Source organism: Snodgrassella sp. W6238H11, assembly GCF_016100525.1.
GTDB classification, from domain to species: Bacteria; Pseudomonadota; Gammaproteobacteria; order Burkholderiales; family Neisseriaceae; genus Snodgrassella; species Snodgrassella alvi.
Genome location: NZ_JACFSH010000002.1, coordinates 517,551 through 540,146, shown reverse-complemented (window position 1 = coordinate 540,146; position 22,596 = coordinate 517,551). Strand labels below are relative to the sequence as shown.

The window sequence follows — 22,596 nt, the reverse complement described above, 5'->3', positions numbered from 1 at the left end:
GTTTGGCAATATTTTTTAGAATCAGGCTGTCATTATTATGTAATTATTCTGCCCTGATTCTAAATTTAATTATGACTTAAAACCAGTTTACAAAATAGTCGCACCACAATGCCATTGACCATAGTACAGCCAGCAATAACATAGTTAATAATTGAGCGGCTGAAGCTGTATCTTTGGCTCGCTTTGCCAGAGGATGCTTTTCCAGCGAAGTATGATCTACTGCAGCTTCAATAGCAGTATTAAATAATTCCACAATCCAGCTTAAAAACGATGCCATGATTAATACCATTCGTGTCAGGCTACCAAAATCCAGCACAAATACAAGTACAATCAATACACTATTTAATGCCAGCAGCTGGCGAAAAGCCGATTCACTGCAAGCCGCCTTCAAACCCGCCAGAGAATAACCATAGGCATTGAATATACGGCGTAAGCCCTTTTTACCTTTAATCGATGTTGCAAACGATTGATTATTTTCAGGCATGATCAAATATTATCCTTGTTATATTGAATTTTTAATTGAGTTTTTAAGTATCAAACCGGAGAGCCATATAAGCGGGAGGCTTCTTCCACTGCATCAGCAAAAAGTGCCGGTACATTACAATCAGTCTGACTGGTAATTTCCTGAAAACCTGTCGGGCTGGTTACATTAATTTCAGTGAGGTAATCACCAATAACATCCAGACCGGCAAGTAAAATCCCTCTGCGTACCAGTTCCGGAGCAAGTGTTTCTGCAATCTGCTGATCTCGTTGACTCAATGGCTGAGCCACACCCTTTCCTCCGGCAGCCAGATTTCCGCGCGTTTCACCCTGCTGCGGAATACGAGCCAACGCATACGGAACGACTTTTCCACCAATAACCAATATACGTTTATCACCATGCACAATTTCCGGAATATAACGTTGTGCCATGGTAGTTCGACTATCCAGATGCATCAGCATTTCCAAAATACTGCCGATATTGGGATCACTTAGCGTCAGACGAAAGATACCCATTCCTCCCATACCATCCAGAGGCTTAATAATAATGTCATGATGCCGGGTTAAAAATTCACGTATGTCTGCAGCGCGGGTAGTAACCAGAGTTGGTGCGGTAAGCTCAGGAAAATTCAGAATAGCCAGTTTTTCATTAAAATCACGCATAGCCTGACCACTGTTATATACATGCGCACCCTGAGTAGCAGCCAGTGTCAGCAAATGAGTAGCGTACAGATACTGCATATCAAAAGGCGGATCTGTACGCATGATTACTGCATCAAAACTATTTAAGGTACATTGCTGCTGAGATAAAACATTAAACCATGCATGGTCATATTTATCTTTTGCTCCAATAAAATCAAATTCATCTGCCTTTGCTGTCACATACTCATTTTGCACACTCAAGTCACCGGCTAAGGTATGAAACAGTTTCCAGCCCCGCTGAGACATTTCGCGCATCATGGCATAAGTCGTATCTTTATAAGTCTTGAAACTCGCCATCGGGTCTGCAATAAATAAGATTTTCATTGAATTTACCTGTTAGAATTTTTATCCGGCCAGGATAAAATTATTCCCGTCCGGATAATTACCACATTATTTATTTAAGTGAGCGAATACCCACAGCTTCACGTACCGCTTCCAGAAAAGGTTTTGCTGTCTGACGTGCTTTTACTGCTCCAGCTTGCAAAATATCCTCAATTAAGGATGGTTGTGCGTTAAGCTGCTCGAAACGTTCACGTTTTTCAGCCAGTTCTTCATTAATTTTTGCAGCCAGAATTTTTTTAGCCTCACCCCAGGCCAGCCCGTCAGCCAGCATCTGAGTAAACTGTAAAGTTTCTGCCGGTGTTGCAAATGCTTTATAAATATCAAACAGCGGACTTTCATCCGGTTGTTTGGCTTCACCGGGTTCTTTCAGATTGGTAACAATTTTATTAACAGCTTTCTGCAATTTTTTTTCAGACTCAAACAATGGAATGGTATTGCCATAACTTTTGCTCATTTTCCGGCCGTCCAGCCCTACCAGAGTTTCAACGTTGTCATCAATTTGAGCTTCCGGTAACGTAAATAACGGTTTATAACGATGATTAAATCGACCGGCAATATCGCGCGCCATTTCAAGATGCTGAATCTGATCACGTCCTACCGGTACTTTATCCGCATTAAACATCAGTATATCCGCGCTCATCAGCATCGGATAACAGAACAGCCCCATTTCAACTCCGTGATCCGGATCTTCCTGCCCTTTTTCTGCATTTTCCTGTACCGCAGCTTTATAGGCATGTGCCCGGTTCATCAAACCTTTGGCTGTATTACAGGTAAGTATCCAGTTCAATTCCATTACTTCAGGAATATCTGTCTGACGGTAAAAAGTTGTCCGTTCCGGATCAAGACCGCAGGCAAGCCAGGTTGCTGCTACTGCTTTGGTGGATTCATGTACTTTTTCAGGTTCATGACATTTAATCAGCGCATGATAATCAGATAAAAACAGAAAAGATTCTACTTCTGAGTTCATACTTGCTTGTATTGCCGGACGAATTGCTCCAACATAATTACCCAGGTGCGGAATTCCGCTTGGCGTTACACCAGTTAAAACACGAATTTTTTTCATTATAAACACTTACTTTAAAAATAAATTTTTATTAATACTGAGGCCGGTTTTCATACTTTTAACATTCAGCAAATCATATAATCGATCCGGATAAATTAAACCGCCGGTTCAGACATATTTTCCAACTCAATAGCTGCGGCCAGAAGTGACAGTCTGGCCAGCACTCCGTAAACATATAAGCGGATACTTTCACAATCTCTTGCCTGAGTAACATTTTCTGTTTGTGGTATGCCCAGCTGTTCCCATGGTTTAAATTCCCGTTTACTGGCTGCTTCTTCAGCACTCTGAGTATCCAGAGAAGCAATATTGCATTGTAATGGTACAAAATGCATACCAACTGCATTCAGATTTTCATCCGGTCCGCGATCCTGATGTACCCGGTAAAAACCACCAATGACAAACCGGTCCATCATATATACCACTGGCTCGGCTGTTGCGCCATTCAGCGTTTCATAAGTATAAATTCCTTCCTGTACAATTACTTCGCTTACTTCCAGGCCCTCTTTGATTTTAGCCATTTTATTGCGTTTTTTACGATTTAAACCGCGTACTTCTTCAGCAGAATGCACACTCATGACACCCATACCATAAGTACCGGCATCGGCTTTAACAATAACAAATGGTTTATCCTGAATACCTGATTCATCGTACTTGTGCTGAATACGCTGCAATAATCTTTCGACAGTTTCAGCCAGCCGGTTTTCTCCTTCATGACTGGTAAAATCCAGACCACTGCATACTTCGAAGTAAGGATTAATTGTCCACTCATCTATACCTACTAATTGTGCAAACTCAGAAGCTACCTGATTATAGGCCTGAAAATGTGTACTTTTACGCCTTGTAGTCCACCCTGCTTTTAACGGAGGCAATAATGTTTGCTCCAGACCTTGCAATATTTCCGGCACACCGCCAGATAAATCATTATTCAGGAGAATCATGCAAGGGGTGAAACCGTCGGCCAGCTGTAAAAGATTGCCCTGTCGCTGTACCGGTTCCAGCGTAATGTGATCACCCAACGCCGTTTCCAGCGTAGTAATCTCTGTAATCTCAGGATTCAGGGTTCCGATACGAACATCTAATCCGACATGGCGCAAGATAGAATACAGCGCATAGACATTTTGTAAATAAAAAGTGTTGCGCGTATGATTTTCGGGGATCAGTAAAACTGATTGTGCATCTGCACAGGCACGTTCTACGGCATCCTGTGCTGCTACTGATGCCAGCGGAAGAAAAACGGGATTCAGATTATTAAATCCGCCCGGAAACAGATTCATATCTATGCTGGCTAATTTATATCCGCTGTTACGAATATCCACAGAACCGTAAAAAGGAGCGTGGTGATGTCGCCATTGAGCACGAAACCATGATTCAATCTGTGTTTGACTGGCTAAAATTGCACGTTCAAAATCCTGCAATTCTTCACGATGCGCTGAGGCTACATCAGGTAAACTCATATTTCATTCCTTTCTACATTCATACCCAGCATTTTTGCTGCACATGCGGTATTCTATATAATTTTGCCGGTTCAGAGGGTATTCTTTTTAAGTTTGGCTCAACTAAAGGTTTTATTTTCAGACAGATTCAAGCAGGCAGCCATAAATATAAACCAAACCAGTCACAAGAATATAACACAATGAAAATATTATTTTTTTAATATAAAAATTTAGATACCGACAGATAAACTATCCTTTGTACATACTTTTTTCTGATTACTACCGAATATATAAACACATATTATTAAGTTAACACAGATATCTAGATAAAAGCATCGCTTACTATTATTTGAAAAAGTGCCAGCCAGCTTGAAACCAATAACTTCTAATCTTTATAGAGCAGAAACTATTATCTACAGTCTTTACCACACATGATTCAGATTAACCAGCTCAAATCAAATGATTTATAGAGAATTTAAACATACAATTAGACATTTAGTCTAAAATATTCGATAATTTTATTTATTTTAGTCCAAAAATTTATTTTTTAGACAAAATACTTGTAAAACCACCTTAACAGTATTAAGATGCATCACACATAAAACATAACAAAACAAAGCTACTACAATGAATGCACAAACCTTGTATGAAAAACTGTGGAATAGCCATATTGTCCAAGAACAGGCTGATGGTACAGTTTTACTTTATATTGACCGCCATCTTGTACATGAAGTAACCAGTCCGCAGGCTTTTGAGGGACTGAAACTTGCTCACCGTCCGCTCTGGCGTGAACAAAGCATTGTGGCCACTGCTGACCATAACACACCGACCGATCACTGGGACGAAGGAATTACTGACCCGATATCCAAACTTCAGGTCAATACACTGGATAAAAATATTCGCGAATTCGGGGTAGAGAAATATTATCCGTTTAAAAATATCAATCAGGGTATTGTGCATGTTGTCGGACCTGAACAGGGAGCAACTTTACCCGGGATGACTGTAGTATGCGGTGATTCACACACCTCTACACATGGTGCATTCGGTGCACTTGCTCATGGTATTGGCACATCAGAAGTAGAGCACGTGATGGCAACACAGTGTATTACTGCGAAAAAATCAAAAACCATGCTGATTAAAATCGATGGCGCCCTAAAAACAGGTATCACAGCCAAAGATATTGCTTTATATATTATCGGGCAAATTGGTACAGCCGGCGGTACAGGCTATGCAATCGAATTTGGCGGCGAGACTATACGTAATCTTTCTATGGAAGGTCGCATGACCTTATGCAACATGGCCATAGAGGCCGGTGCCCGCTCTGGTTTGGTTGCCGTCGACCAGACAACTATTGATTATATTAAAGACCGTCATTTTGCACCTCAGGGTGAGCTGTGGGATCAGGCTGTCAGCTACTGGCACACTTTAGTATCCGATGAAGGCGCACATTTTGATAAAACCTACCACTTTAATGCTGCTGATATAGAACCACAGGTAACATGGGGAACATCACCCGAAATGGTGATTGCAGTCAATCAGCAGGTACCAGACCCGGCTGCAGAAACTGATCCGGTTAAACGGGAAGGTATGCAGCGCGCATTACAATATATGGGATTAACAGCCGGTACACCAGTTAATGAGATTCCGGTTGATGTTGTTTTTATTGGTTCCTGTACAAACGGACGAATTGAAGACTTACGCATTGCTGCCAGTGTCGCAGAAGGACATCACAAAGCAGATAATGTAAAAAGGGTATTGATTGTGCCCGGTTCAGGTCTGGTTAAGCAGCAGGCAGAAGCAGAAGGACTGGATAAAATCTTTACAGCAGCCGGATTTGAGTGGCGTGAACCGGGTTGCTCAATGTGTCTGGCCATGAATGCAGACCGCTTACAGCCGCAGGAGCGCTGTGCCTCAACGTCTAACCGGAATTTTGAAGGCAGACAGGGCAACGGCGGACGTACTCATCTGGTTAGTCCGGCGATGGCAGCGGCTGCTGCCATTACCGGACATTTTACCGATGTGCGACAGATATAAAGTGAATAACTTGCAGTTTTAAGCCAGCACGTGCATGATAAGCATGTAGTTCTGATTGAATTTGTTAATATTTATCTTTGTTGAAGGAGTACGGTATGAAAAAAATGTTGTTAATTGCTGCAATGGTTATGGCCGTAGTTACTGGTTGCCACACAATTCACGGTGTGGGACAGGATGTCAAAGCTGGTGGTCAACATTTATCCAATGCTGCCAACAGATAACAATACAAGGATAAAATCATGAAAAAATTAATGCTTTTGAGTCTTGCTATTGTTGGTTTTCTGGCCGGTTGTCATACTGTTTCCGGTGTAGGCCGCGATATTTCTGCCGGCGGTCAGGCTGTAAGTAATGCTTCTGACAACGTACGTTCAGAAATGTAACTGCATGCAAGCCCGCAAGGGCTTGCATAAAATTCAATCATAAACTACAAAATACTAAAATACCGCATGAAATCTTTTACTACTCTTACTGCACTCGTAGCGCCTCTTGACCGCGCTAATGTAGATACTGATGCAATCATTCCCAAACAATTTCTTAAATCCATTAAACGCAGCGGCTTCGGGCCGAATGCATTTGATGAATGGCGTTATCTGGATCATGGTGAGCCAGGTATGGATAACAGTAAACGTCCGCTAAATCCAGACTTTGTGCTTAATCAGCCACGTTATCAGGGCGCGCATATTCTGCTCACACGGAAAAACTTCGGTTGCGGCTCCAGCCGTGAGCACGCTCCCTGGGCTCTGGATGATTATGGCTTCCGTGCCATTATTGCACCTTCTTTTGCTGATATCTTTTTCAATAACTGCTACAAAAATGGCTTATTACCTATCGTTCTGCCTGAAGAAATCGTTGATCTCTTATTTCACGATGTGACAGCTAACGAAGGTTATCAGCTAAATATTAATCTGCCGGAACAAACTGTTAACACGCCGGACGGAAAATATTATCATTTTGAGATTACTGAACACCGCAAACACTGTCTGCTCAACGGTCTGGATGAAATCGGACTGACATTACAACACGCTGATGCTATCAAAGCATATGAAAATAAACATAAGCAACAACAACCATGGCTGTATCAGTCCTGACTGAATCAGAAATTTTCAATCATTTATAATCTGAAAAACTAACTGACAACTCAAAATTATCAGTCATTAATCGATAAGCAGAAAGAATAAAATGAGCAAACATATTGCTATTCTTCCCGGTGACGGTATCGGACCGGAAATCATCGGACAAACCGTACGCGTTCTGGATAAACTGATTGCAGAGGGGCTGGATGCAGATTATCAGTATGCACCATTGGGCGGAGCAGCCTATGATGAATACGGACATCCTTACCCTGAATTTACTCAGAATATCTGTCGTCAGGCAGATGCAGTATTGCTTGGCGCAGTCGGTGGTCCTCAATACGATAAACTGGAACGTTCTTTACGCCCCGAACGCGGTCTGCTGGCCATACGCAAAGACCTCAATCTTTTTGGCAATCTGCGTCCGGCAATTCTCTATCCAGAGCTGGCCAATGCTTCTACATTAAAACCGGAAGTAGTTTCCGGACTGAATATTCTTATCGTGCGTGAATTAACCGGCGATATTTATTTTGGCGAACCGCGCGGAATTCATACATTAGCTAACGGTGAACGCGAAGGTATCAACACCATGCGTTACAGTGAGAGTGAAATTCGCCGTATCGGTAAAATTGCGTTTGAAGCAGCACAAAAACGCAACAAAAAACTTTGTTCCGTTGATAAAGCTAATGTTCTGGAAACAACAGAATTATGGCGTGAAATCATTACAGAAATGAGTAAAGATTATCCTGATGTCAGTGTTAGCCATATGTACGTAGACAACGCCGCCATGCAACTGGTTAAAGCACCTAAGCAATTTGACGTTATCGTAACAGGCAACATCTTCGGTGATATTCTTTCTGATCAGGCTTCAATGCTTTCCGGCTCTATTGGTATGCTGCCCTCCGCTTCTCTTAATGAAACCGGTAAGGGCATGTATGAACCCTCACATGGTTCTGCTCCTGATATTGCCGGTCAGAATCTGGCTAATCCACTGGCTACTATACTTTCTTTAGCGATGCTTTTACGTTACAGCCTGAATAACGAAGATGCTGCTCAGCGAATCGAAGCAGCTGTAGGCAAAGTGCTGGCACAAGGTTTGCGAACAAATGATATATTTGAAGAAGGTTGTACGCGTATTTCATGCAGCCAGATGGGTGATGCCGTACTTGCTGCGTTATAAGATAATTGCACATTATCATTAAATTACGTATATTAAACTTAACAGAGAATTTATATCTCTGTTAAGTTATTTTTTATATAGCTATTTTTATAATTGAAATTTGATATCTTGAGCTACCGTTCCACACAACAGGCGCAAACTTCATTAACTGACTTGCCAGATGGCAGCCTGCCGGCACATCATGTTGGCTGCCCCTGCTGTGGTCTTTCTCTGTCTATTCCTTCGCTGACTCCCGGCGAATATGCTCATTGCCCCCGTTGCAGGCAGCATCTGGTCAGAATTGAACATCATCCACTGGATACGCCAACAGCTTATGCTATTGCTTCATTAATTATCATGTTAATTGTGTATACACAGTTATACATGAGCATAGATTTACTTGGCATACATGTAGAGCTAACTATTCCGTATATGGTTGAGACACTGGCCCAGCAGGATTATTCTTTGCTGGCGGAAGTCATGTTCCTGTTAACTTTTGGTTCGCCGGTACTGTTTCTGTTATTGTGTCTGTACGTATACACAGGTTTGCGCTACCGGCAGATATTACCCGGTATGCTATACGCTACCCGTACACTGGTTCGTCTGCGCCACTGGATTATGGTCGATGTATTTTATATTGCCACACTGGTAGCTTATATTAAAATCAGTGGTATGGCACAAATTCATTTCGGACTTGCTTTCTGGCTGATGATGGTACTGGCCATTTTACTTATCCGCACTTCTCAGGGTGTACCTGAACACTGGATTTTTTATCAGATACAGCGCCTTACCGGCAATGATCCTGTTTTACAGAACAATAGTGCTGATACCATCAACTGTAATTATTGTCTTTTTGAGCAACCAGCCAGCCTGAATGTATGCAGCGTTTGCGGTTCGTATCTGAGCCGCCGTAAACCGTTAAGTCTGAGCATTAGTATGGCCTTTCTGCTGGCAGCCATTATTTTCTATATACCGGCTAATTTATTGCCGATGATGATTACCCGCTCGCCGGGCACCAATCTTTCTAGTACCATTCTTGATGGTATAGAATACATGTGGAATGATGGTGACGTTTTAATTGCAGTTGTTATATTTAGTGCCAGTATGGCCATTCCCATATTGAAAATTATTTCTATGCTGGTTTTACTGTATTCTGCTGCTTACCGTCCATTAATGTCTGCACACAAATTAACCATACTCTACCGCATTACCGAATCAATCGGGCGTTGGTCAATGATTGATATATTTGTCGTTATCATTCTCATGTCGGCATTTTCCACACCACTGGCCAATGTAACCCCGGGTGCTGCCACCATTTATTTTTGTGCAGTTGTCATCCTGACCATGGTTTCTGCACTGAGTTTCGACCCGCGTTTACTCTGGGATGAAGCAGTACAACAAAGAAAACACCATAAACCTCATTATAAAAACAGCAGTAAAAGGCATTCTCATCATGAGTCAATCTGACAATCAGACGCCACAGGCAACTGCCACAGTAAAACGTAATCCACCCTTTAACGTACTGGTGTGGATTATTCCGGTGCTGGCATTATTAACCGGGGCATGGCTGCTTTTTCAGCATCTTCGGCATACAGGGCCGGAAATTACTTTGTATATAAAAGACGCGGACGGGCTTGAAATTAACACGACTACCATTAAAGTCATGAACGTCACCGTCGGTAAAGTTACTGCAATCAGAATCAGCCCGGATGAAAAAGGCGTACAAATCAAAGCGCAGATGACCGCTGACGTCAAAAATATGTTACGTAAAGACACTCAGTTCTGGATTGTTAAACCACGCATAGATCAGAGTGGTATTACCGGCCTGAATACCTTAGTTTCCGGTTCATATATCGCTTTCACTCCGGGGCACAGCAAAGAAAGAGCAGAAACATTTACCGTAGCTGATTTACCTCCTGTTACTGCCATATCGCAAAGTGGTATGCGTTTGCGTCTGAAAGGCCACAGTGACAAACTGCTTAATCCGGGCAGCCCGGTACTTTACGGAGATATCAGTGCCGGACAAATTGAAAAAGCCTATTTTGACCCTAAAGACAACAGCGTACATTATCAGGTCTACATCAATAGTCCGTATGACAGCCTGATAGGCGACAAAGTTAAATTCTGGCTGCAGACCGGTCTGCAGGTTACTGCTTCTGGCGGCGGTGTACATATTGATTCTGCTCCCATACCCGCACTGCTCTCCGGTGCAATCGTATTCAAAACCATGTTTGAGGGTAAAGGCAATCCTGTTGCCAACAACACTGAATTTACTCTCTACAATAGCGAACGGGAACTGGATAACCTGCCGACAAATCGTGCCCAATACTATGTTGTATTCTTCCAGCAGTCTGTACGCGGACTCAGCGTTGGTGCTCCGGTAGAATATCAGGGTATTAATATCGGTTCTGTTGCAGATGTACCATACTTTGCCCCGAATGACAGCCATAAACTCTTCCAGCATGGCTGGATACCAGTACGTTTACGTATTGAGCCGGGACGTATGGAAATAAATGCCGGCAAACAGGACGATAAAATCTGGCAGCAGCAAATCCAGCAGGCACTTAATCTGGGTTTATCTGCATCTCTGGAAAAAGATAATTTGATTACTGGTAATCAGTATATTAGTTTATCTCAGGCACAACCGGGAGAATCACTGTTTAAACCAGTAACACAATATCAGGGATATACCGTTATCAGCAGCACCCATACCGGACTTGATATGATCCAGAATCAATTGACTGCACTATTAGCCAAAATGAATAAGCTGCCTATAGAAAACACCATGAAACAGCTGGATATGACACTGGCACAATTAAAAACGACTCTGGCCAGTGCAGACCGGTTGTTGTCACAAAATAAAACTCAGCAACTACCTGCTGAGCTGGCGGCTACTCTGAAAGAATTACGGACTACATTACAAGGTGTATCCAGCACTTCACCTCTATATGGTGATATTCAGCAAACCCTGAAAAGTATTGACAGCACCCTGAAAGATGCACAGCCAACACTGAAAACCCTGAAACAACAACCCAATGCCCTGATTTTTAATCGTCGCGGGCATGATCCGGAACCAAAAGGAGCCAGATAATGAAAATTTTGTTACCACTTGTCTGTGCTGTCAGTCTGACACTTGGTGCATGTGCCAGTAATCCAGTTACTTACTATCAGCTACCCGGCAGTAACTATCAATTACCGGCCGGCAGCCAGAGAATTCCGGTACAACTTAAAGTAGTACTGGCTGAACGCCTTAATCAGGGAAATTTAGTTTATCAGGACAGTCCGACAACTCTGCACTTTGCTCAGCAGCATCTATGGGCTGATGATCTTGGCGGTGAAATTAGTCAGACTCTGGCCAATGAACTTAATAAACAAAGTATTCGCTATCTGTTTACTCCTGAAAATAAAACTAAAACCACACTAACTGTATATATACAGTCTTTTCAAGGTAGCTATGATGGTTATATCTACATCAGTGGTTACAGCAGCTGGCAGGGTATTAATAATGAACACGGTCATAATTTTAATGTCCGGCTACCTCAGCAAGGCAATGGCTACAATAATATGGTTAATGCTCTGGCTCAAGGACTCAGTAATGTAGCCAAAAGCATTGCTCCATATAATTAATTATTGCAATACTAACCAGGATAGCAGTTTGCCTAATAAGCACATTTGATAAATTTTTTTCTAAACAGAACATACCGTTACTGACTCAAGTGTATAAGATGGCTAATTCAGCAAATGAACATGCAGATTAGATGAGCTATGATGGGGTATTTATCAATACCCCATCATTTATAATGATAAAAAATTATTCCTTTAATACCCTATTTAATAAATATAAATAAAACAATAATATAAATCAGTAAAAATATTGATATTCTCTATATTAATAATGATACTTTCAGCTAAATGATTTTTCATTCTATACTCTTCAGATAACAAAATTATCTAATGTAGCAAGAACAACAAAATTACACTAATGACACCATAAATTTATTCGCCAGATAACCAGAAAGATTTATAATAAAACAATATTTCTATCCGAAGAGAATTATGAGATTAAAACTCGTTTCCCTTATTGCTTTACTTCTAGTTGGCGCATGTAGTATTGGCATGCCTTCTAATGTGGCAGTCGGTATTGGTGGTGGCAATCACAATTTTGGTCTTGGCACGACAATTAACTTTCCGATTAAAACCAAGCCCCTACCATCAGAACCACCCGTTATAGCCGGTACAGAACCATCCGGTCAGCCTGAGAAACCGGCTGCAAAAACAACCGATCAGAAAAAACAGCCTATCAACAAATAAAAATATTACATTTGATTCATTATTAAATTTTATTATCCATTTAACATATTTTTTACCTATCAGGCTTATCACACCCATATTTCTGTTGATAACAGACAAAAATTTCTGGCAAAAAAGGTAAATTTATAACCATATCAAAGCATCTGCGCCAAAAACAAACGAACTGCCAGACAAATTATGCCTAAACCGTATAAACCATGCTAAACTCAACAGCAAAATTATTTCTGATACTGAAAATGTAAGAGTAAAACTTATGGCCGGCAATACTTTCGGACAAATCCTTACTGTTACCACCTTTGGTGAAAGCCACGGTGCTGCAATTGGTTGTATCATAGACGGGTGTCCGCCGGGACTGGCTTTGAATGAGGCCGATATTCAGCATGATCTGAACAGACGTAAACCCGGTACCAGCCGCCATGTTACTCAGCGTCGTGAAGCAGATATTGTCGAAATTCTTTCCGGCGTATTTGAAGGAAAAACCACCGGCACACCAATAGCTTTATTAATCAGAAATACTGATCAGCGCAGTAAAGATTATAGTGATATTGCTCAGAGTTTCCGCCCCGGACATGCGGACTACACATATTGGCATAAATACGGTATCAGAGATTATCGCGGCGGCGGACGTAGCTCAGCTCGTGAAACAGCTGCCCGGGTAGCAGCAGGCGCAGTAGCCAGAAAATGGTTACGTCAGCATTTTAATACTGAAATAATTGCCCATATCACCCAGATTGGTGAAAAAAATATCTCTTTTGAAGATTATGCCTATATAAACAATAATCCTTTTTTTGTCGCCAATAAAAGCCAGATTCAAGAACTGGAACAATATATGGATAGCATACGTAAAGCATGTGATTCCATCGGAGCCAAACTGCATGTTACTGCTCGTCATGTTCCGGTCGGACTGGGTGAACCGGTTTTCGATCGTCTTGATGCCGATATAGCTCATGCCATGATGGGCATTAACGCAGTTAAAGGCGTAGAAATAGGTGCAGGTTTTGAATGTATACGCCAAAAAGGTAGTGAACATGGAGATGAGCTGACACCTGAAGGATTTAGATCTAATAATGCCGGCGGTATATTAGGAGGCATCAGCAGTGGTCAGGACATACACATTAATCTGGCCATTAAACCTACCAGCAGCATTGCCACACCTCGTCATTCAATAGATATTCATGGCAAGCCGGTTCTACTATCGACCCAAGGTCGTCACGATCCTTGTGTCGGACTGCGCGCAGCGCCAATTGCCGAAGCAATGCTTGCTTTGGTTCTCATGGATCATGCTTTACGCCAGCGTGCACAAAATACTGATATTCACGTAGATACACCTGATATTGCTCATTATTTATCTGATGAAGCTAATATCTGAATATTTTTTATAGCCATAACTGCAAAGTTATCATCTGTATCAATGATTTAATTCATTATTATTTCATTGAAATGGCCATAAACCCACAAGGAAGTAACTTTATGAGTCAAGAAACCGCTTTGGGTGCAGCCCTGAAATCAGCTGTACAGACCATGAGCAAAAAAAAGCAAACTGATATGATTGCCGAACATATCTATCGCAAATATGATGTATTTAAGCATTTTAAACCATTGGCAATCGGCATTGATCAGGATTTAATTACTGCATTACCACAATATGATCCTGCTCTTATAGCACGCGTTCTGGCCAATCACTGCCGCCGGCCGCGATATATCAAATCTCTGGCACGCGGAGGAAAGCGTTTTGATTTGAATAACCGCTTTAAAGGTGAAGTTTCACCAGAAGAGCAGGCTATTGCTAAACAACATCCCTCTATGCAGACAGCAAAACCGGCATCAGCAACTGAAGTCGCAGAAACCCCCTCTGCAAAAGCTGAAACTGATCATAGCAGTAGCAGCGAAGAATCATCACAGAACTGATACCAGCAGATACACGAGCCCTCAAGCTCGTGTTTTTTATTCTCATGCTATTTGACAGCCACTGCCATCTCAATCACAGCCCCCTGACAGAAAATTTAACCCAAGTACTGCAACAGGCTGCTGATAAACATATTGGTCATTTTCTCGTACCCGCTACCAGTCCTGCTGACTGGCTGACAACCATCGAACTTCAAGAAGCTTATTCTTGCATATATGCGGCAATAGGCATTCATCCCTGGTATATCAACAGTCACAATGATTCTGCACTCAATCAACTCGAATCATTACTACATACACATCCAGATATTATGATGGGAGAAATTGGTCTGGATTTTGCACGAATAAATAACACAGCAGACAAAAATTTGCAGATTAACTGTTTTGAAGCCCAACTAAGAATGGCCAAATCTCTGCAGCGTCCTGTCATTATTCATAACGTCCATGCTACCGATGCTTGCATACACAGTATTAAACGTTGCCAATTTACTTTTGGCGGGATTGCTCATGCCTTTTCCGGCAGTATGGAAGAAGCACAGGCTTGGATTAAGCATGGTTTTTTTATTGGTGTTGGTTCTTTATTATTACGAACACAGGCAAAAAAAATTCGGCACATTGCCGAAAAGCTACCTTTACAACATATAGTAATCGAAACTGATGCACCTTATATGTCTCCTCTGCCGCATCAGAATAACACTCCTGATAATTTACGCCAGATTGCTGAAATCATAGCCGGCTTGCGCAATAGTCACTGGCAGGATATAGCTTCCATTACTAGCAAAAATACGTTTCAAGTTATTTCACAAAAAACTTAGTCTCAGTATTATTTATTAACTGAAAGAATCATTGGTGAAAGGCATGAATAACACTAGAATGTTTTTTGCTTAGTACTCATATACAGAAATTTAAATAACTATTCATCATTAGGAATCTGCCAGCTTTCAATAATTGAAAGCTGGCAGATTTATACTTTTTCAAAAATTAATAATAAGAAATTATTTTGAAACAGCAATAACTTCGGATTAGAAATTAACTTGTGCACTGATACTATAACGGCGCCCATCCAGAGTACGACCATAATCTTTCTGATCAACTCTTTTATCAAATATATTATAAATACCGCCACTTAAAATCAGATCTTTTTTCGGTTTAAATACCAATCCTGTATCTACAAAACCATATGATGGCTTACCAATTGCCATTGAGGTCCGTGACAGATAATCTGAAGTTCTGCTGCGGAAATTCCATCTGGCCCATGTAGATAATTTTTCCGTCGCATTCCAGTTAAGCGTGGTATTAAACATATTTTTCGGCATTTCATTTAATGGCTTACCACTAAACTGACCACTCTTCTGCTCACTATGTGTATAGGTATAATTCGCAGACCAGTCTACTTTTGGTGTAATTTTCCAGCCAAATGTTGCTTCTATACCGCGTAAAACTGCTTTATCCACATTTTCGCGCTGACTGATAAAGTCAAAATACTCATTACGCCAAGAACAGGCATTTGAACCGGCCTTACCCTGACAGGTACGTACTTCCGTTATTTTGTTTTTAAACTTTGTATAATAAGTAGTTAAACCAGCAGAAAGATTACGGTTATTATCCCAGTTGAAACTGATTTCGAAATTATCTGATTTTTCCGGTTTCAGATTTGAGTTACCTATAATAATACCATTAGAATATCCACCACCGGTTACCTGCCCCCAGCCATCTGATGCTGCACGCAGTGCAGGTGCTTTATAACCACGGGAATAACCACCCTTTATTGTCCATTCTTTATTAGGCGTCCATACACCATAAAACTTTGGAGTGATCTCAGAACCATAATTTTCATCATGATCCAGTCGTGCTGCACCAGTCAGTGCAAATGTTGGTACGATACGCCATTCATCCTGTCCGAAAACTGCCCAAGAATCACGCTCCAGATGAGTTAACCGCCGCCCGTTAATAACAAGCTGGTTACCAGTATCATTCAGTTCTTCCCGTTGCCATCTGCCGCCGATGCTCAAAGTATGTTTATTCAGGCGAAACTGAGTCTGGGTATTAAAAATAGTATTTTTTTCATGCATATCACGTGATGGATTATCATTTTCCTCACGCTGAACATATGTCTGAGTATCAATTTTATCGTAGTAGCCACGATGAGTAATACTATACTGATTGCGATCATACAGCGTGTAATCATCTGTAGGTTTTACACCCCTGCGCGGTGCTGTATCAATTGTTTTACCTACTTTACCATTGCGATTCTGTAAACTTCGGTTTAATTCAAAATCAATTGTATTTTTATCATCCGGTGTCCAGGACAGAACCAGATCACCGTTGCGCATACGCTGTTCTTTATAGCCGCCGATAAATTTATCTTCATCGCGGTGAGAATATCCTGCATTAACACGGATACCTAATTTATCCTGAATTAACGGACCGGAAACATAAACGCTGCTTTGCAGAGTATTACCGCTATTACTATGCTGTTGTATAGTAGCATCTGCCTTAATTGAACCAGTCCAGTCAGCAGCTGTTTTTTTGGTAATGATATTAATCACCCCACCCATTGCATCGGATCCATATAAAGCTGAAGCAGGACCACGAATCACCTCAATCCTCTGAATCGCTGAAATTGGTGGCATCCAGCCCTGCTCAATTCCCGGACCATCGGAATTAGGACGAACCCCGCGCGAATTGACCCGTTTGCCATCTATCAGCAACATAGTATAAGCACCCGACATCCCACGGATACTGATATCTTTCGTACTGCCGCCACCGGTTACTACCACTCCTGGTACATCCAGCAAAGCATCAGTGACATCGTGATATTCCTTAGTTTCGAGTTCTTTGGCATTAATCACAGTAATTGATGCTGCTGCATTTTTTGCCTGTTGTTTAAATCCCGAAGCTGTTACCACTACATCATCCAGTACTGCTTCTGCAGCATATAACGGAGATATTAAAGTTGAGAGTAATGCCAGTGAAAACGAATGGTGAACCAGTTTACGCATAATGAAGACGGACCTCTGACGAATTTATTTTAATAAAATTTAAATAAATTATTTAGTTAAATTCATTTAAATGATAATAGTAATCATTATATAATTTAACATAAATATACCTAAAAAGCATCAGATTTATTGACAAAATATAAAAAAGAATACCATTTGAGTTGGCGTAGGTATTATGTCATGGCAAGTAATGACATAACTAAATGATTTGAAAATAAGATTTACCAATAGCGATACATACTCTCATTTTAAAACCAGTAAATAAAAAATCCCTGAAATTTAATTCAGGGATTTTTTGTAATATGGCGGAGAGTAAGGGATTCGAACCCTTGATACAGGTTTTGCCCGTATACTCCCTTAGCAGGGGAGCGCCTTCGACCACTCGGCCAACTCTCCGTAGAGAAGTTGCGAACTATACCTAATCAACTCTTAACTGTCAAACAAAAATATACAAAAAAAACTCCGAAATGATGCCCTATTTGCTAACACTATAGCAGTAAACAACATTTTCTTTACGCCTATAAACCACCGATGGATACAAATCTGAGCTATACTAAAATTCAGGTCTCAGATAAAGTTGATATATAGCCACCATAAGTTCCTGAGAGTTTTAGCTGATTCTCCAAAGCACCTTTAACAGAAATCAATTTGTTTACTTTATATAATAAACATATGCTACCTGATTGTTCTATTTAATTTACTGCTCAAAAAATCAAGTGTAAATTACCCTTTTCTCATACTCAGCCTCCGGTATAATACAAAGTTTAACCATCTGGTCAACCCGATGACTGGCAAAATTATTGTTTGTAGTCTTTATCGCATAACAATATAAAATTTAAAATTCTGGAGACTTGCATGAGTGCAATTATTGACATCTTTGCGCGTGAAATACTGGATTCACGCGGTAACCCGACAGTTGAATGTGATGTTCTGCTTGAATCTGGGGTAATGGGCAGAGCTGCCGTGCCTTCCGGCGCGTCTACCGGTGAAAAAGAAGCACTGGAACTGCGTGACGGCGATAAACAGCGGTATTTGGGCAAAGGTGTATTACAGGCTGTAGAGAATGTTAATAATGAAATTGCACAGGCACTTATCGGCATTGATGCCAGTGAACAAAGCTATATCGACCAGATTATGATTGATCTGGACGGTACTGATAATAAAGGTCGCCTTGGAGCCAATGCTACGCTGGCAGTTTCACTGGCAGTTGCCCGTGCTGCAGCAGAAGATGCCGGTTTGCCACTATATCGTTATATAGGCGGTGCCGGGCCAATGTCCATGCCTGTTCCGATGATGAATGTTATCAATGGCGGTGCACATGCCAATAATAGCCTTGATATTCAGGAATTCATGATTATGCCGGTGGGCGCAGAATCTTTTCGTCAGGCATTGCGCTGTGGTGCTGAAGTATTTCACCATCTGAAAAAATTATGTAATGATAAAGGTATGTCTACCAGTGTTGGTGATGAAGGCGGTTTTGCGCCAGATTTAGCCAGTCATGAAGAAGCCATTCAGCTGATTCTGTCTGCTGTAGAGGCAGCAGGCTATATTCCGGGCAAAGATATCGTACTGGCTCTGGATTGCGCTTCCAGTGAGTTTTACAAAAACGGGCATTATGAATTAACTGCAGAAAATCTGAGCCTGACCAGTGCCGAGTTTGCTGACTACCTGACTGACCTTGTTAACAAATACCCTATTGTGTCTATTGAAGACGGTATGAGCGAGCACGACTGGGAAGGCTGGAAACTTCTGACAGAACGTCTGGGTAAAAAAGTACAGCTGGTTGGTGATGATCTGTTTGTTACCAATCCGGCTATTTTAAGCGAAGGTATAACCCAGGGTCTGGCTAACTCACTTCTGGTTAAGGTCAATCAGATTGGTACATTGTCCGAAACACTTAAAGCGGTAGATTTAGCCAAACGCTTTGGCTATACCAGCGTAATGAGCCATCGCTCTGGCGAAACCGAAGACAGCACCATAGCTGATCTGGCTGTAGGTACAAACTGCATGCAAATTAAAACTGGTTCACTTTCACGCTCTGATCGTATTGCCAAATATAATCAGTTGCTGCGAATTGAAGAAGAACTTGGTTCTGCAGCCTACTATCCGGGTAAAAAAGCTTTTTATCAGCTTAGCTAATTCTGGTATGGAATATTATAGGCAAATAAAATGAAGTGGGTAACCTGGGTACTGTTATTAGCATTGGCCGGTTTACAATACGACTTGTGGATGGGGCATGGCGGCTGGCACGATATGTGGAATCTGGAGAACAAAGTCATAAATCAGAATGCCAGTAATGAAACCCTGATACAGCGTAATCGTGCTCTTACCGCCGAAATTAAAGATCTCGCCGATGGAAAAGATGCGATAAACGAAATGGCCCGGGATAAACTGGGTTATATACAGGATGGCGAAGTTTTCTATCGTTTTGTACCTTCAGGCGCATTTGTAACTACTACAAATAATCAGAATAATATTCCTCAAAGATAAAGAAAAACACTTTGGCATTACCAAACCAGCAGTTTTTAGTGCTAAAAACTGCTGGTTTTATTTTATAGCAATAAATTGCAATATATTCTATTTCCAACAGATGATTTAATTTAACTAACAAAATCCATCAACCTATAGCTTGGTTGTATCAATACCACAGGTTTTAAAATTTTCTAATCAATATCAGAGTAGACTTAAAAGAATCATAGCCAATGTATTAATCAATTAGTATGATATTTTAAAATCTGCTGAATCAGTTAAGATAAATTGTTCTGGGCATTAAAGGTAAATATATGATTTCTATCCATCAGAAAAGTTACGGTTTAGACGTTGTACTATACAATGAATTTACACTGGAAGACTTTCATCAGCTGGAAAATGCTTTGTTAAAAGCCATTGAACACATTCATTTACCTAATCTGTTACTTGATCTGAGCCAGATGAAAGATTTCACTATAGATATGGCTTTAGAACATCTCAGATTTCTGCGTCAGCATGCCCATGATTTTGGTCGCACTGCTATTGTCGTTGACGATATTTGGATTCGTATAGGTATACGTCTTGCTAATTTACTAACTTTGCAACGACCCAGATACTTTAGTGATACAGCTACAGCGCAAAAATGGCTGGAACAGAATACACAAAATTCAAATGCCATCCGCAATAATTAACTGCTTTATTTATCAGTAAGCACACTTAATATATTTAACTGATAAAACCAAAAATATTTTTAATTAAATTTAATTACATCAAAGCTGATTGAGCCAGCCGGATATCATTTCAGCCAATATTTCCGGTTGCTCCAGTGGCAACATATGTCCGCTATTTTCGATTATTTTCAGACTAGCCTGTGGTATAAATTCCTGCAACTCCTTAGCTTCATCGATAGAGCGCATCTGATCCTGCGCAGCAACAATAATCAAAGTCGGGCAGGAAATTTTCTGACCTGTCGGAGTTTTACGGTTTAGCAAAGATTGTCTGCTTAACACATCAAAACCCAAACGTTCACTCATCTGCCGGATTCTGCTAATCATCTCTTGATTATTTTGATTATCAGGTCGCAACGTCTGAATTATAGCCTTATGTCCCAAACCACGAAAATTTAGATGCTGCTGAATTTGTAAAGTATTTTGCTTTGCTGCGTATTGCTGTGGTGTATCCTCACGCAATGAAGTAGCAATTAAGACAAGGGCAGCAACCCGCTGCGGATACTGGGCGGCCAGTGTTCTTGCAACATAGCCGCCAAGCGAAAAACCAATGAGCACAAAACGTTCAGGAGCAGAAACAGCAATATTTTCTGCCATAGCAGCAATACTGTCTCCGTTTACCAGTGATGCACATAATACCGGCTGGGATTCAGCCAAATTAGCTTTCATATCATTCCATAATGTTTCATCGAGCATAAAACCAGGAATGCATACCCAAGGTAATATTTCTTTCATCTTGATATTCCCAATAGAGCAAACCACTGGTCTGATATTTTATAACAGTTTATCAATCAGCCAAATTAATGTTTGCAATTAGTTTGCTGCCAATTTAAAACCCATTTAACTAATTCCATTGTTATTTAATATTTTTACATTTACATTGACTTACCCAACCTTATCCAGCTAAATTAAATCACTACATATCTTATTTTCCAATGACATTGAGAAATATAATGCCAAATACATTTACCTTAACCAGTCCTGAATTTAAAAATGGCGATACTGTTGATTCCTCTTATCAAAGTGATCGTGATAACCAGTCTCCTGCTTTAATTTGGGAAAATGCACCAGCTAATACCAAAAGTTTTGCAATTCAATGCCATGATCCCGATGCCCCTACAGGAGGTGCAGGTTGGTGGCACTGGATGGCGATTAATCTGCCAAAAGACTTAACTGAACTGAAAAGAAATGCTGGTGCAAAAGGTGGGCAGAATTTACCTGCCGGAACACGTCAGCTACGTAACGATAGCGGAACTTTAGGTTATTCGGGTTTTTATCCGCCAGAAGGTCATCCGCCCCATCGTTATATTTTTACTGTTTATGCTCTGAATACTGATAAAATTGATTTACCCGAGGATGCAACTACTAGTTATACGGGTTTTGTAGTGAATAGTCATGCCATTGCCAAAGCCTCAGTAATGGTTCACTATGGCCGCTAAATTCATAATATAAATCAGGTTAAATAATATAAAAAGAGGTTGTCCAATCTTGGACAACCTCTTTTTTAAGCTTCATTTAATCTTCAACCGGTTTTTCTTTAGAAACTTTATCAATCAAATGCGAAATACTCATACCTCGTTCAAGCGAGTCATCATAAATGAACGTCAGCTCAGGTGTACGGAATAAAGTTATTCGACGAGCCAGTTCGCTACGCAAATAACCCTTAGCATGTTCCAGTGCTTCTTCGGTTACAGCACGGGTACTGTCATCCAGCACAGTGTAATAAATAGTAGCATGACTATAATCGCGGGTTACTTCTACTTCATTAATCGTAATAAAACCGGCACGCGGATCTTTGAGACCAACACGTACAAGTTCGGCCAGTTCACGCATAATCTGCTCTTTAACACGATCCTGACGAGCATAACCACGCTGAGGTTTACGCATAATCATTCCTT

At 40.9% G+C, this 22,596-nt stretch carries 23 protein-coding genes and 1 tRNA gene; 16 read left to right on the top strand and 8 right to left on the bottom strand.

Annotated features, from left to right (window positions below; translation table 11 throughout):
• Nucleotides 1-76 precede the first annotated feature (76 nt).
• The 4 genes from H3V00_RS05810 to gshA all read right to left on the bottom strand — a co-directional run bounded on the left by H3V00_RS05810 (nucleotide 77) and on the right by gshA (nucleotide 4,041).
• A complete protein-coding gene (locus H3V00_RS05810) occupies nucleotides 77-484 on the bottom strand; it encodes a diacylglycerol kinase (protein ID WP_198206822.1) in 408 nt (135 codons plus the stop codon).
• 50 nt (nucleotides 485-534) lie between these two features.
• Nucleotides 535-1,506 (bottom strand): glutathione synthase, encoded by a 972-nt coding sequence (gene gshB / locus H3V00_RS05805; protein ID WP_198206823.1) that lies wholly within the window; start codon nucleotides 1,504-1,506, stop codon nucleotides 535-537.
• Between the two features lie 70 nt (nucleotides 1,507-1,576).
• Nucleotides 1,577-2,587 (bottom strand): tryptophan--tRNA ligase, encoded by a 1,011-nt coding sequence (gene trpS / locus H3V00_RS05800; protein WP_198206824.1) that lies wholly within the window; start codon nucleotides 2,585-2,587, stop codon nucleotides 1,577-1,579.
• Between the two features lie 95 nt (nucleotides 2,588-2,682).
• A complete protein-coding gene (gene gshA, locus H3V00_RS05795; RefSeq protein WP_198206825.1) occupies nucleotides 2,683-4,041 on the bottom strand; it encodes a glutamate--cysteine ligase in 1,359 nt (452 codons plus the stop codon).
• Between the two features lie 606 nt (nucleotides 4,042-4,647).
• On the opposite strand from gshA, the gene leuC reads away from it, so the two are divergent.
• The 12 genes from leuC to H3V00_RS05735 all read left to right on the top strand — a co-directional run bounded on the left by leuC (nucleotide 4,648) and on the right by H3V00_RS05735 (nucleotide 15,314).
• Complete coding sequence (gene leuC, locus H3V00_RS05790; RefSeq protein WP_025330973.1) at nucleotides 4,648-6,054, top strand: 3-isopropylmalate dehydratase large subunit; 1,407 nt, start codon at nucleotides 4,648-4,650, stop codon at nucleotides 6,052-6,054.
• A 95-nt stretch (nucleotides 6,055-6,149) separates the two neighbouring features.
• Complete coding sequence (locus H3V00_RS05785) at nucleotides 6,150-6,275, top strand: entericidin A/B family lipoprotein (RefSeq protein WP_078474712.1); 126 nt, start codon at nucleotides 6,150-6,152, stop codon at nucleotides 6,273-6,275.
• A gap of 18 nt (nucleotides 6,276-6,293) precedes the next feature.
• Entirely contained in the window at nucleotides 6,294-6,434 is a 141-nt protein-coding gene (locus H3V00_RS05780; RefSeq protein ID WP_051506459.1) for an entericidin A/B family lipoprotein, read from the top strand.
• A gap of 66 nt (nucleotides 6,435-6,500) precedes the next feature.
• On the top strand, nucleotides 6,501-7,142 hold the full coding sequence (gene leuD, locus H3V00_RS05775) for a 3-isopropylmalate dehydratase small subunit (protein WP_198206826.1): 642 nt from the start codon (nucleotides 6,501-6,503) through the stop codon (nucleotides 7,140-7,142).
• 91 nt (nucleotides 7,143-7,233) lie between these two features.
• Nucleotides 7,234-8,304, top strand: coding sequence for a 3-isopropylmalate dehydrogenase (gene leuB / locus H3V00_RS05770; protein ID WP_084553471.1), 1,071 nt, complete (start codon nucleotides 7,234-7,236; stop codon nucleotides 8,302-8,304).
• Nucleotides 8,305-8,412: 108 nt separating this feature from the next.
• Complete coding sequence (locus tag H3V00_RS05765) at nucleotides 8,413-9,750, top strand: paraquat-inducible protein A (RefSeq protein ID WP_198206827.1); 1,338 nt, start codon at nucleotides 8,413-8,415, stop codon at nucleotides 9,748-9,750.
• Nucleotides 9,737-11,374 (top strand): intermembrane transport protein PqiB, encoded by a 1,638-nt coding sequence (gene pqiB, locus H3V00_RS05760; protein WP_084564496.1) that lies wholly within the window; start codon nucleotides 9,737-9,739, stop codon nucleotides 11,372-11,374. The genes H3V00_RS05765 and pqiB overlap by 14 nt, the downstream gene beginning before the upstream one ends.
• Nucleotides 11,374-11,910, top strand: coding sequence for a membrane integrity-associated transporter subunit PqiC (locus H3V00_RS05755; RefSeq protein WP_198206828.1), 537 nt, complete (start codon nucleotides 11,374-11,376; stop codon nucleotides 11,908-11,910). Before pqiB ends, H3V00_RS05755 begins: the two co-directional genes overlap by 1 nt.
• Before the next feature lie 429 nt (nucleotides 11,911-12,339).
• Entirely contained in the window at nucleotides 12,340-12,594 is a 255-nt protein-coding gene (locus H3V00_RS05750) for a hypothetical protein (RefSeq protein ID WP_084584731.1), read from the top strand.
• 253 nt (nucleotides 12,595-12,847) lie between these two features.
• The gene (aroC, locus tag H3V00_RS05745) at nucleotides 12,848-13,963 is read left to right on the top strand and encodes a chorismate synthase (RefSeq protein ID WP_198206829.1); all 1,116 of its coding nucleotides are present in this window, start codon (nucleotides 12,848-12,850) and stop codon (nucleotides 13,961-13,963) included.
• Nucleotides 13,964-14,064: 101 nt separating this feature from the next.
• Nucleotides 14,065-14,502, top strand: a complete 438-nt coding sequence (locus H3V00_RS05740) for a ProQ/FINO family protein (protein ID WP_025330981.1) — start codon at nucleotides 14,065-14,067, stop codon at nucleotides 14,500-14,502.
• A gap of 44 nt (nucleotides 14,503-14,546) precedes the next feature.
• Nucleotides 14,547-15,314 (top strand): TatD family hydrolase, encoded by a 768-nt coding sequence (locus H3V00_RS05735; protein WP_025330982.1) that lies wholly within the window; start codon nucleotides 14,547-14,549, stop codon nucleotides 15,312-15,314.
• Nucleotides 15,315-15,521: 207 nt separating this feature from the next.
• Here the strand turns inward: H3V00_RS05735 and H3V00_RS05730 are convergent, their stop codons facing one another.
• A complete protein-coding gene (locus tag H3V00_RS05730) occupies nucleotides 15,522-17,501 on the bottom strand; it encodes a ligand-gated channel protein (RefSeq protein WP_198206830.1) in 1,980 nt (659 codons plus the stop codon).
• A 303-nt stretch (nucleotides 17,502-17,804) separates the two neighbouring features.
• Nucleotides 17,805-17,897 (bottom strand) — tRNA-Ser (locus H3V00_RS05725).
• Nucleotides 17,898-18,356: 459 nt separating this feature from the next.
• Between H3V00_RS05725 and eno the strand changes: the two genes are divergently transcribed.
• The 3 genes from eno (at nucleotide 18,357) to H3V00_RS05710 (ending at nucleotide 20,662) form a co-directional block, all read left to right on the top strand.
• Nucleotides 18,357-19,640: a phosphopyruvate hydratase gene (gene eno, locus H3V00_RS05720; RefSeq protein WP_100125926.1), complete on the top strand. Its 1,284-nt coding sequence runs from the start codon at nucleotides 18,357-18,359 to the stop codon at nucleotides 19,638-19,640.
• 30 nt (nucleotides 19,641-19,670) lie between these two features.
• Nucleotides 19,671-19,991: a cell division protein FtsB gene (gene ftsB / locus H3V00_RS05715; protein ID WP_198206831.1), complete on the top strand. Its 321-nt coding sequence runs from the start codon at nucleotides 19,671-19,673 to the stop codon at nucleotides 19,989-19,991.
• A 293-nt stretch (nucleotides 19,992-20,284) separates the two neighbouring features.
• Nucleotides 20,285-20,662: an STAS/SEC14 domain-containing protein gene (locus H3V00_RS05710; RefSeq protein ID WP_198206832.1), complete on the top strand. Its 378-nt coding sequence runs from the start codon at nucleotides 20,285-20,287 to the stop codon at nucleotides 20,660-20,662.
• 78 nt (nucleotides 20,663-20,740) lie between these two features.
• Here the strand turns inward: H3V00_RS05710 and H3V00_RS05705 are convergent, their stop codons facing one another.
• A complete protein-coding gene (locus H3V00_RS05705) occupies nucleotides 20,741-21,433 on the bottom strand; it encodes an alpha/beta fold hydrolase (RefSeq protein WP_198206833.1) in 693 nt (230 codons plus the stop codon).
• Between the two features lie 218 nt (nucleotides 21,434-21,651).
• On the opposite strand from H3V00_RS05705, the gene H3V00_RS05700 reads away from it, so the two are divergent.
• Nucleotides 21,652-22,137: a YbhB/YbcL family Raf kinase inhibitor-like protein gene (locus tag H3V00_RS05700; protein ID WP_084551039.1), complete on the top strand. Its 486-nt coding sequence runs from the start codon at nucleotides 21,652-21,654 to the stop codon at nucleotides 22,135-22,137.
• Nucleotides 22,138-22,213: 76 nt separating this feature from the next.
• On the opposite strand, the gene rbfA is transcribed toward H3V00_RS05700, so the two are convergent.
• Nucleotides 22,214-22,585, bottom strand: coding sequence for a 30S ribosome-binding factor RbfA (gene rbfA, locus H3V00_RS05695; RefSeq protein ID WP_025330989.1), 372 nt, complete (start codon nucleotides 22,583-22,585; stop codon nucleotides 22,214-22,216).
• Nucleotides 22,586-22,596 lie beyond the last annotated feature (11 nt).

Bases quoted from the DNA above. Each gene is read 5' to 3' on its own strand.
- H3V00_RS05810 (WP_198206822.1), bottom strand. From the start codon at position 484: ATGCCTGAAAATAATCAATCGTTTGCAACATCGATTAAAGGTAAAAAG.
- gshB (WP_198206823.1), bottom strand. From the start codon at position 1,506: ATGAAAATCTTATTTATTGCAGACCCGATGGCGAGTTTCAAGACTTAT.
- trpS (WP_198206824.1), bottom strand. From the start codon at position 2,587: ATGAAAAAAATTCGTGTTTTAACTGGTGTAACGCCAAGCGGAATTCCG.
- gshA (WP_198206825.1), bottom strand. From the start codon at position 4,041: ATGAGTTTACCTGATGTAGCCTCAGCGCATCGTGAAGAATTGCAGGAT.
- leuC (WP_025330973.1), top strand. From the start codon at position 4,648: ATGAATGCACAAACCTTGTATGAAAAACTGTGGAATAGCCATATTGTC.
- H3V00_RS05785 (WP_078474712.1), top strand. From the start codon at position 6,150: ATGAAAAAAATGTTGTTAATTGCTGCAATGGTTATGGCCGTAGTTACT.
- H3V00_RS05780 (WP_051506459.1), top strand. From the start codon at position 6,294: ATGAAAAAATTAATGCTTTTGAGTCTTGCTATTGTTGGTTTTCTGGCC.
- leuD (WP_198206826.1), top strand. From the start codon at position 6,501: ATGAAATCTTTTACTACTCTTACTGCACTCGTAGCGCCTCTTGACCGC.
- leuB (WP_084553471.1), top strand. From the start codon at position 7,234: ATGAGCAAACATATTGCTATTCTTCCCGGTGACGGTATCGGACCGGAA.
- pqiB (WP_084564496.1), top strand. From the start codon at position 9,737: ATGAGTCAATCTGACAATCAGACGCCACAGGCAACTGCCACAGTAAAA.
- H3V00_RS05755 (WP_198206828.1), top strand. From the start codon at position 11,374: ATGAAAATTTTGTTACCACTTGTCTGTGCTGTCAGTCTGACACTTGGT.
- H3V00_RS05750 (WP_084584731.1), top strand. From the start codon at position 12,340: ATGAGATTAAAACTCGTTTCCCTTATTGCTTTACTTCTAGTTGGCGCA.
- aroC (WP_198206829.1), top strand. From the start codon at position 12,848: ATGGCCGGCAATACTTTCGGACAAATCCTTACTGTTACCACCTTTGGT.
- H3V00_RS05740 (WP_025330981.1), top strand. From the start codon at position 14,065: ATGAGTCAAGAAACCGCTTTGGGTGCAGCCCTGAAATCAGCTGTACAG.
- H3V00_RS05735 (WP_025330982.1), top strand. From the start codon at position 14,547: ATGCTATTTGACAGCCACTGCCATCTCAATCACAGCCCCCTGACAGAA.
- H3V00_RS05730 (WP_198206830.1), bottom strand. From the start codon at position 17,501: ATGCGTAAACTGGTTCACCATTCGTTTTCACTGGCATTACTCTCAACT.
- eno (WP_100125926.1), top strand. From the start codon at position 18,357: ATGAGTGCAATTATTGACATCTTTGCGCGTGAAATACTGGATTCACGC.
- ftsB (WP_198206831.1), top strand. From the start codon at position 19,671: ATGAAGTGGGTAACCTGGGTACTGTTATTAGCATTGGCCGGTTTACAA.
- H3V00_RS05710 (WP_198206832.1), top strand. From the start codon at position 20,285: ATGATTTCTATCCATCAGAAAAGTTACGGTTTAGACGTTGTACTATAC.
- H3V00_RS05705 (WP_198206833.1), bottom strand. From the start codon at position 21,433: ATGAAAGAAATATTACCTTGGGTATGCATTCCTGGTTTTATGCTCGAT.
- H3V00_RS05700 (WP_084551039.1), top strand. From the start codon at position 21,652: ATGCCAAATACATTTACCTTAACCAGTCCTGAATTTAAAAATGGCGAT.
- rbfA (WP_025330989.1), bottom strand. From the start codon at position 22,585: ATGCGTAAACCTCAGCGTGGTTATGCTCGTCAGGATCGTGTTAAAGAG.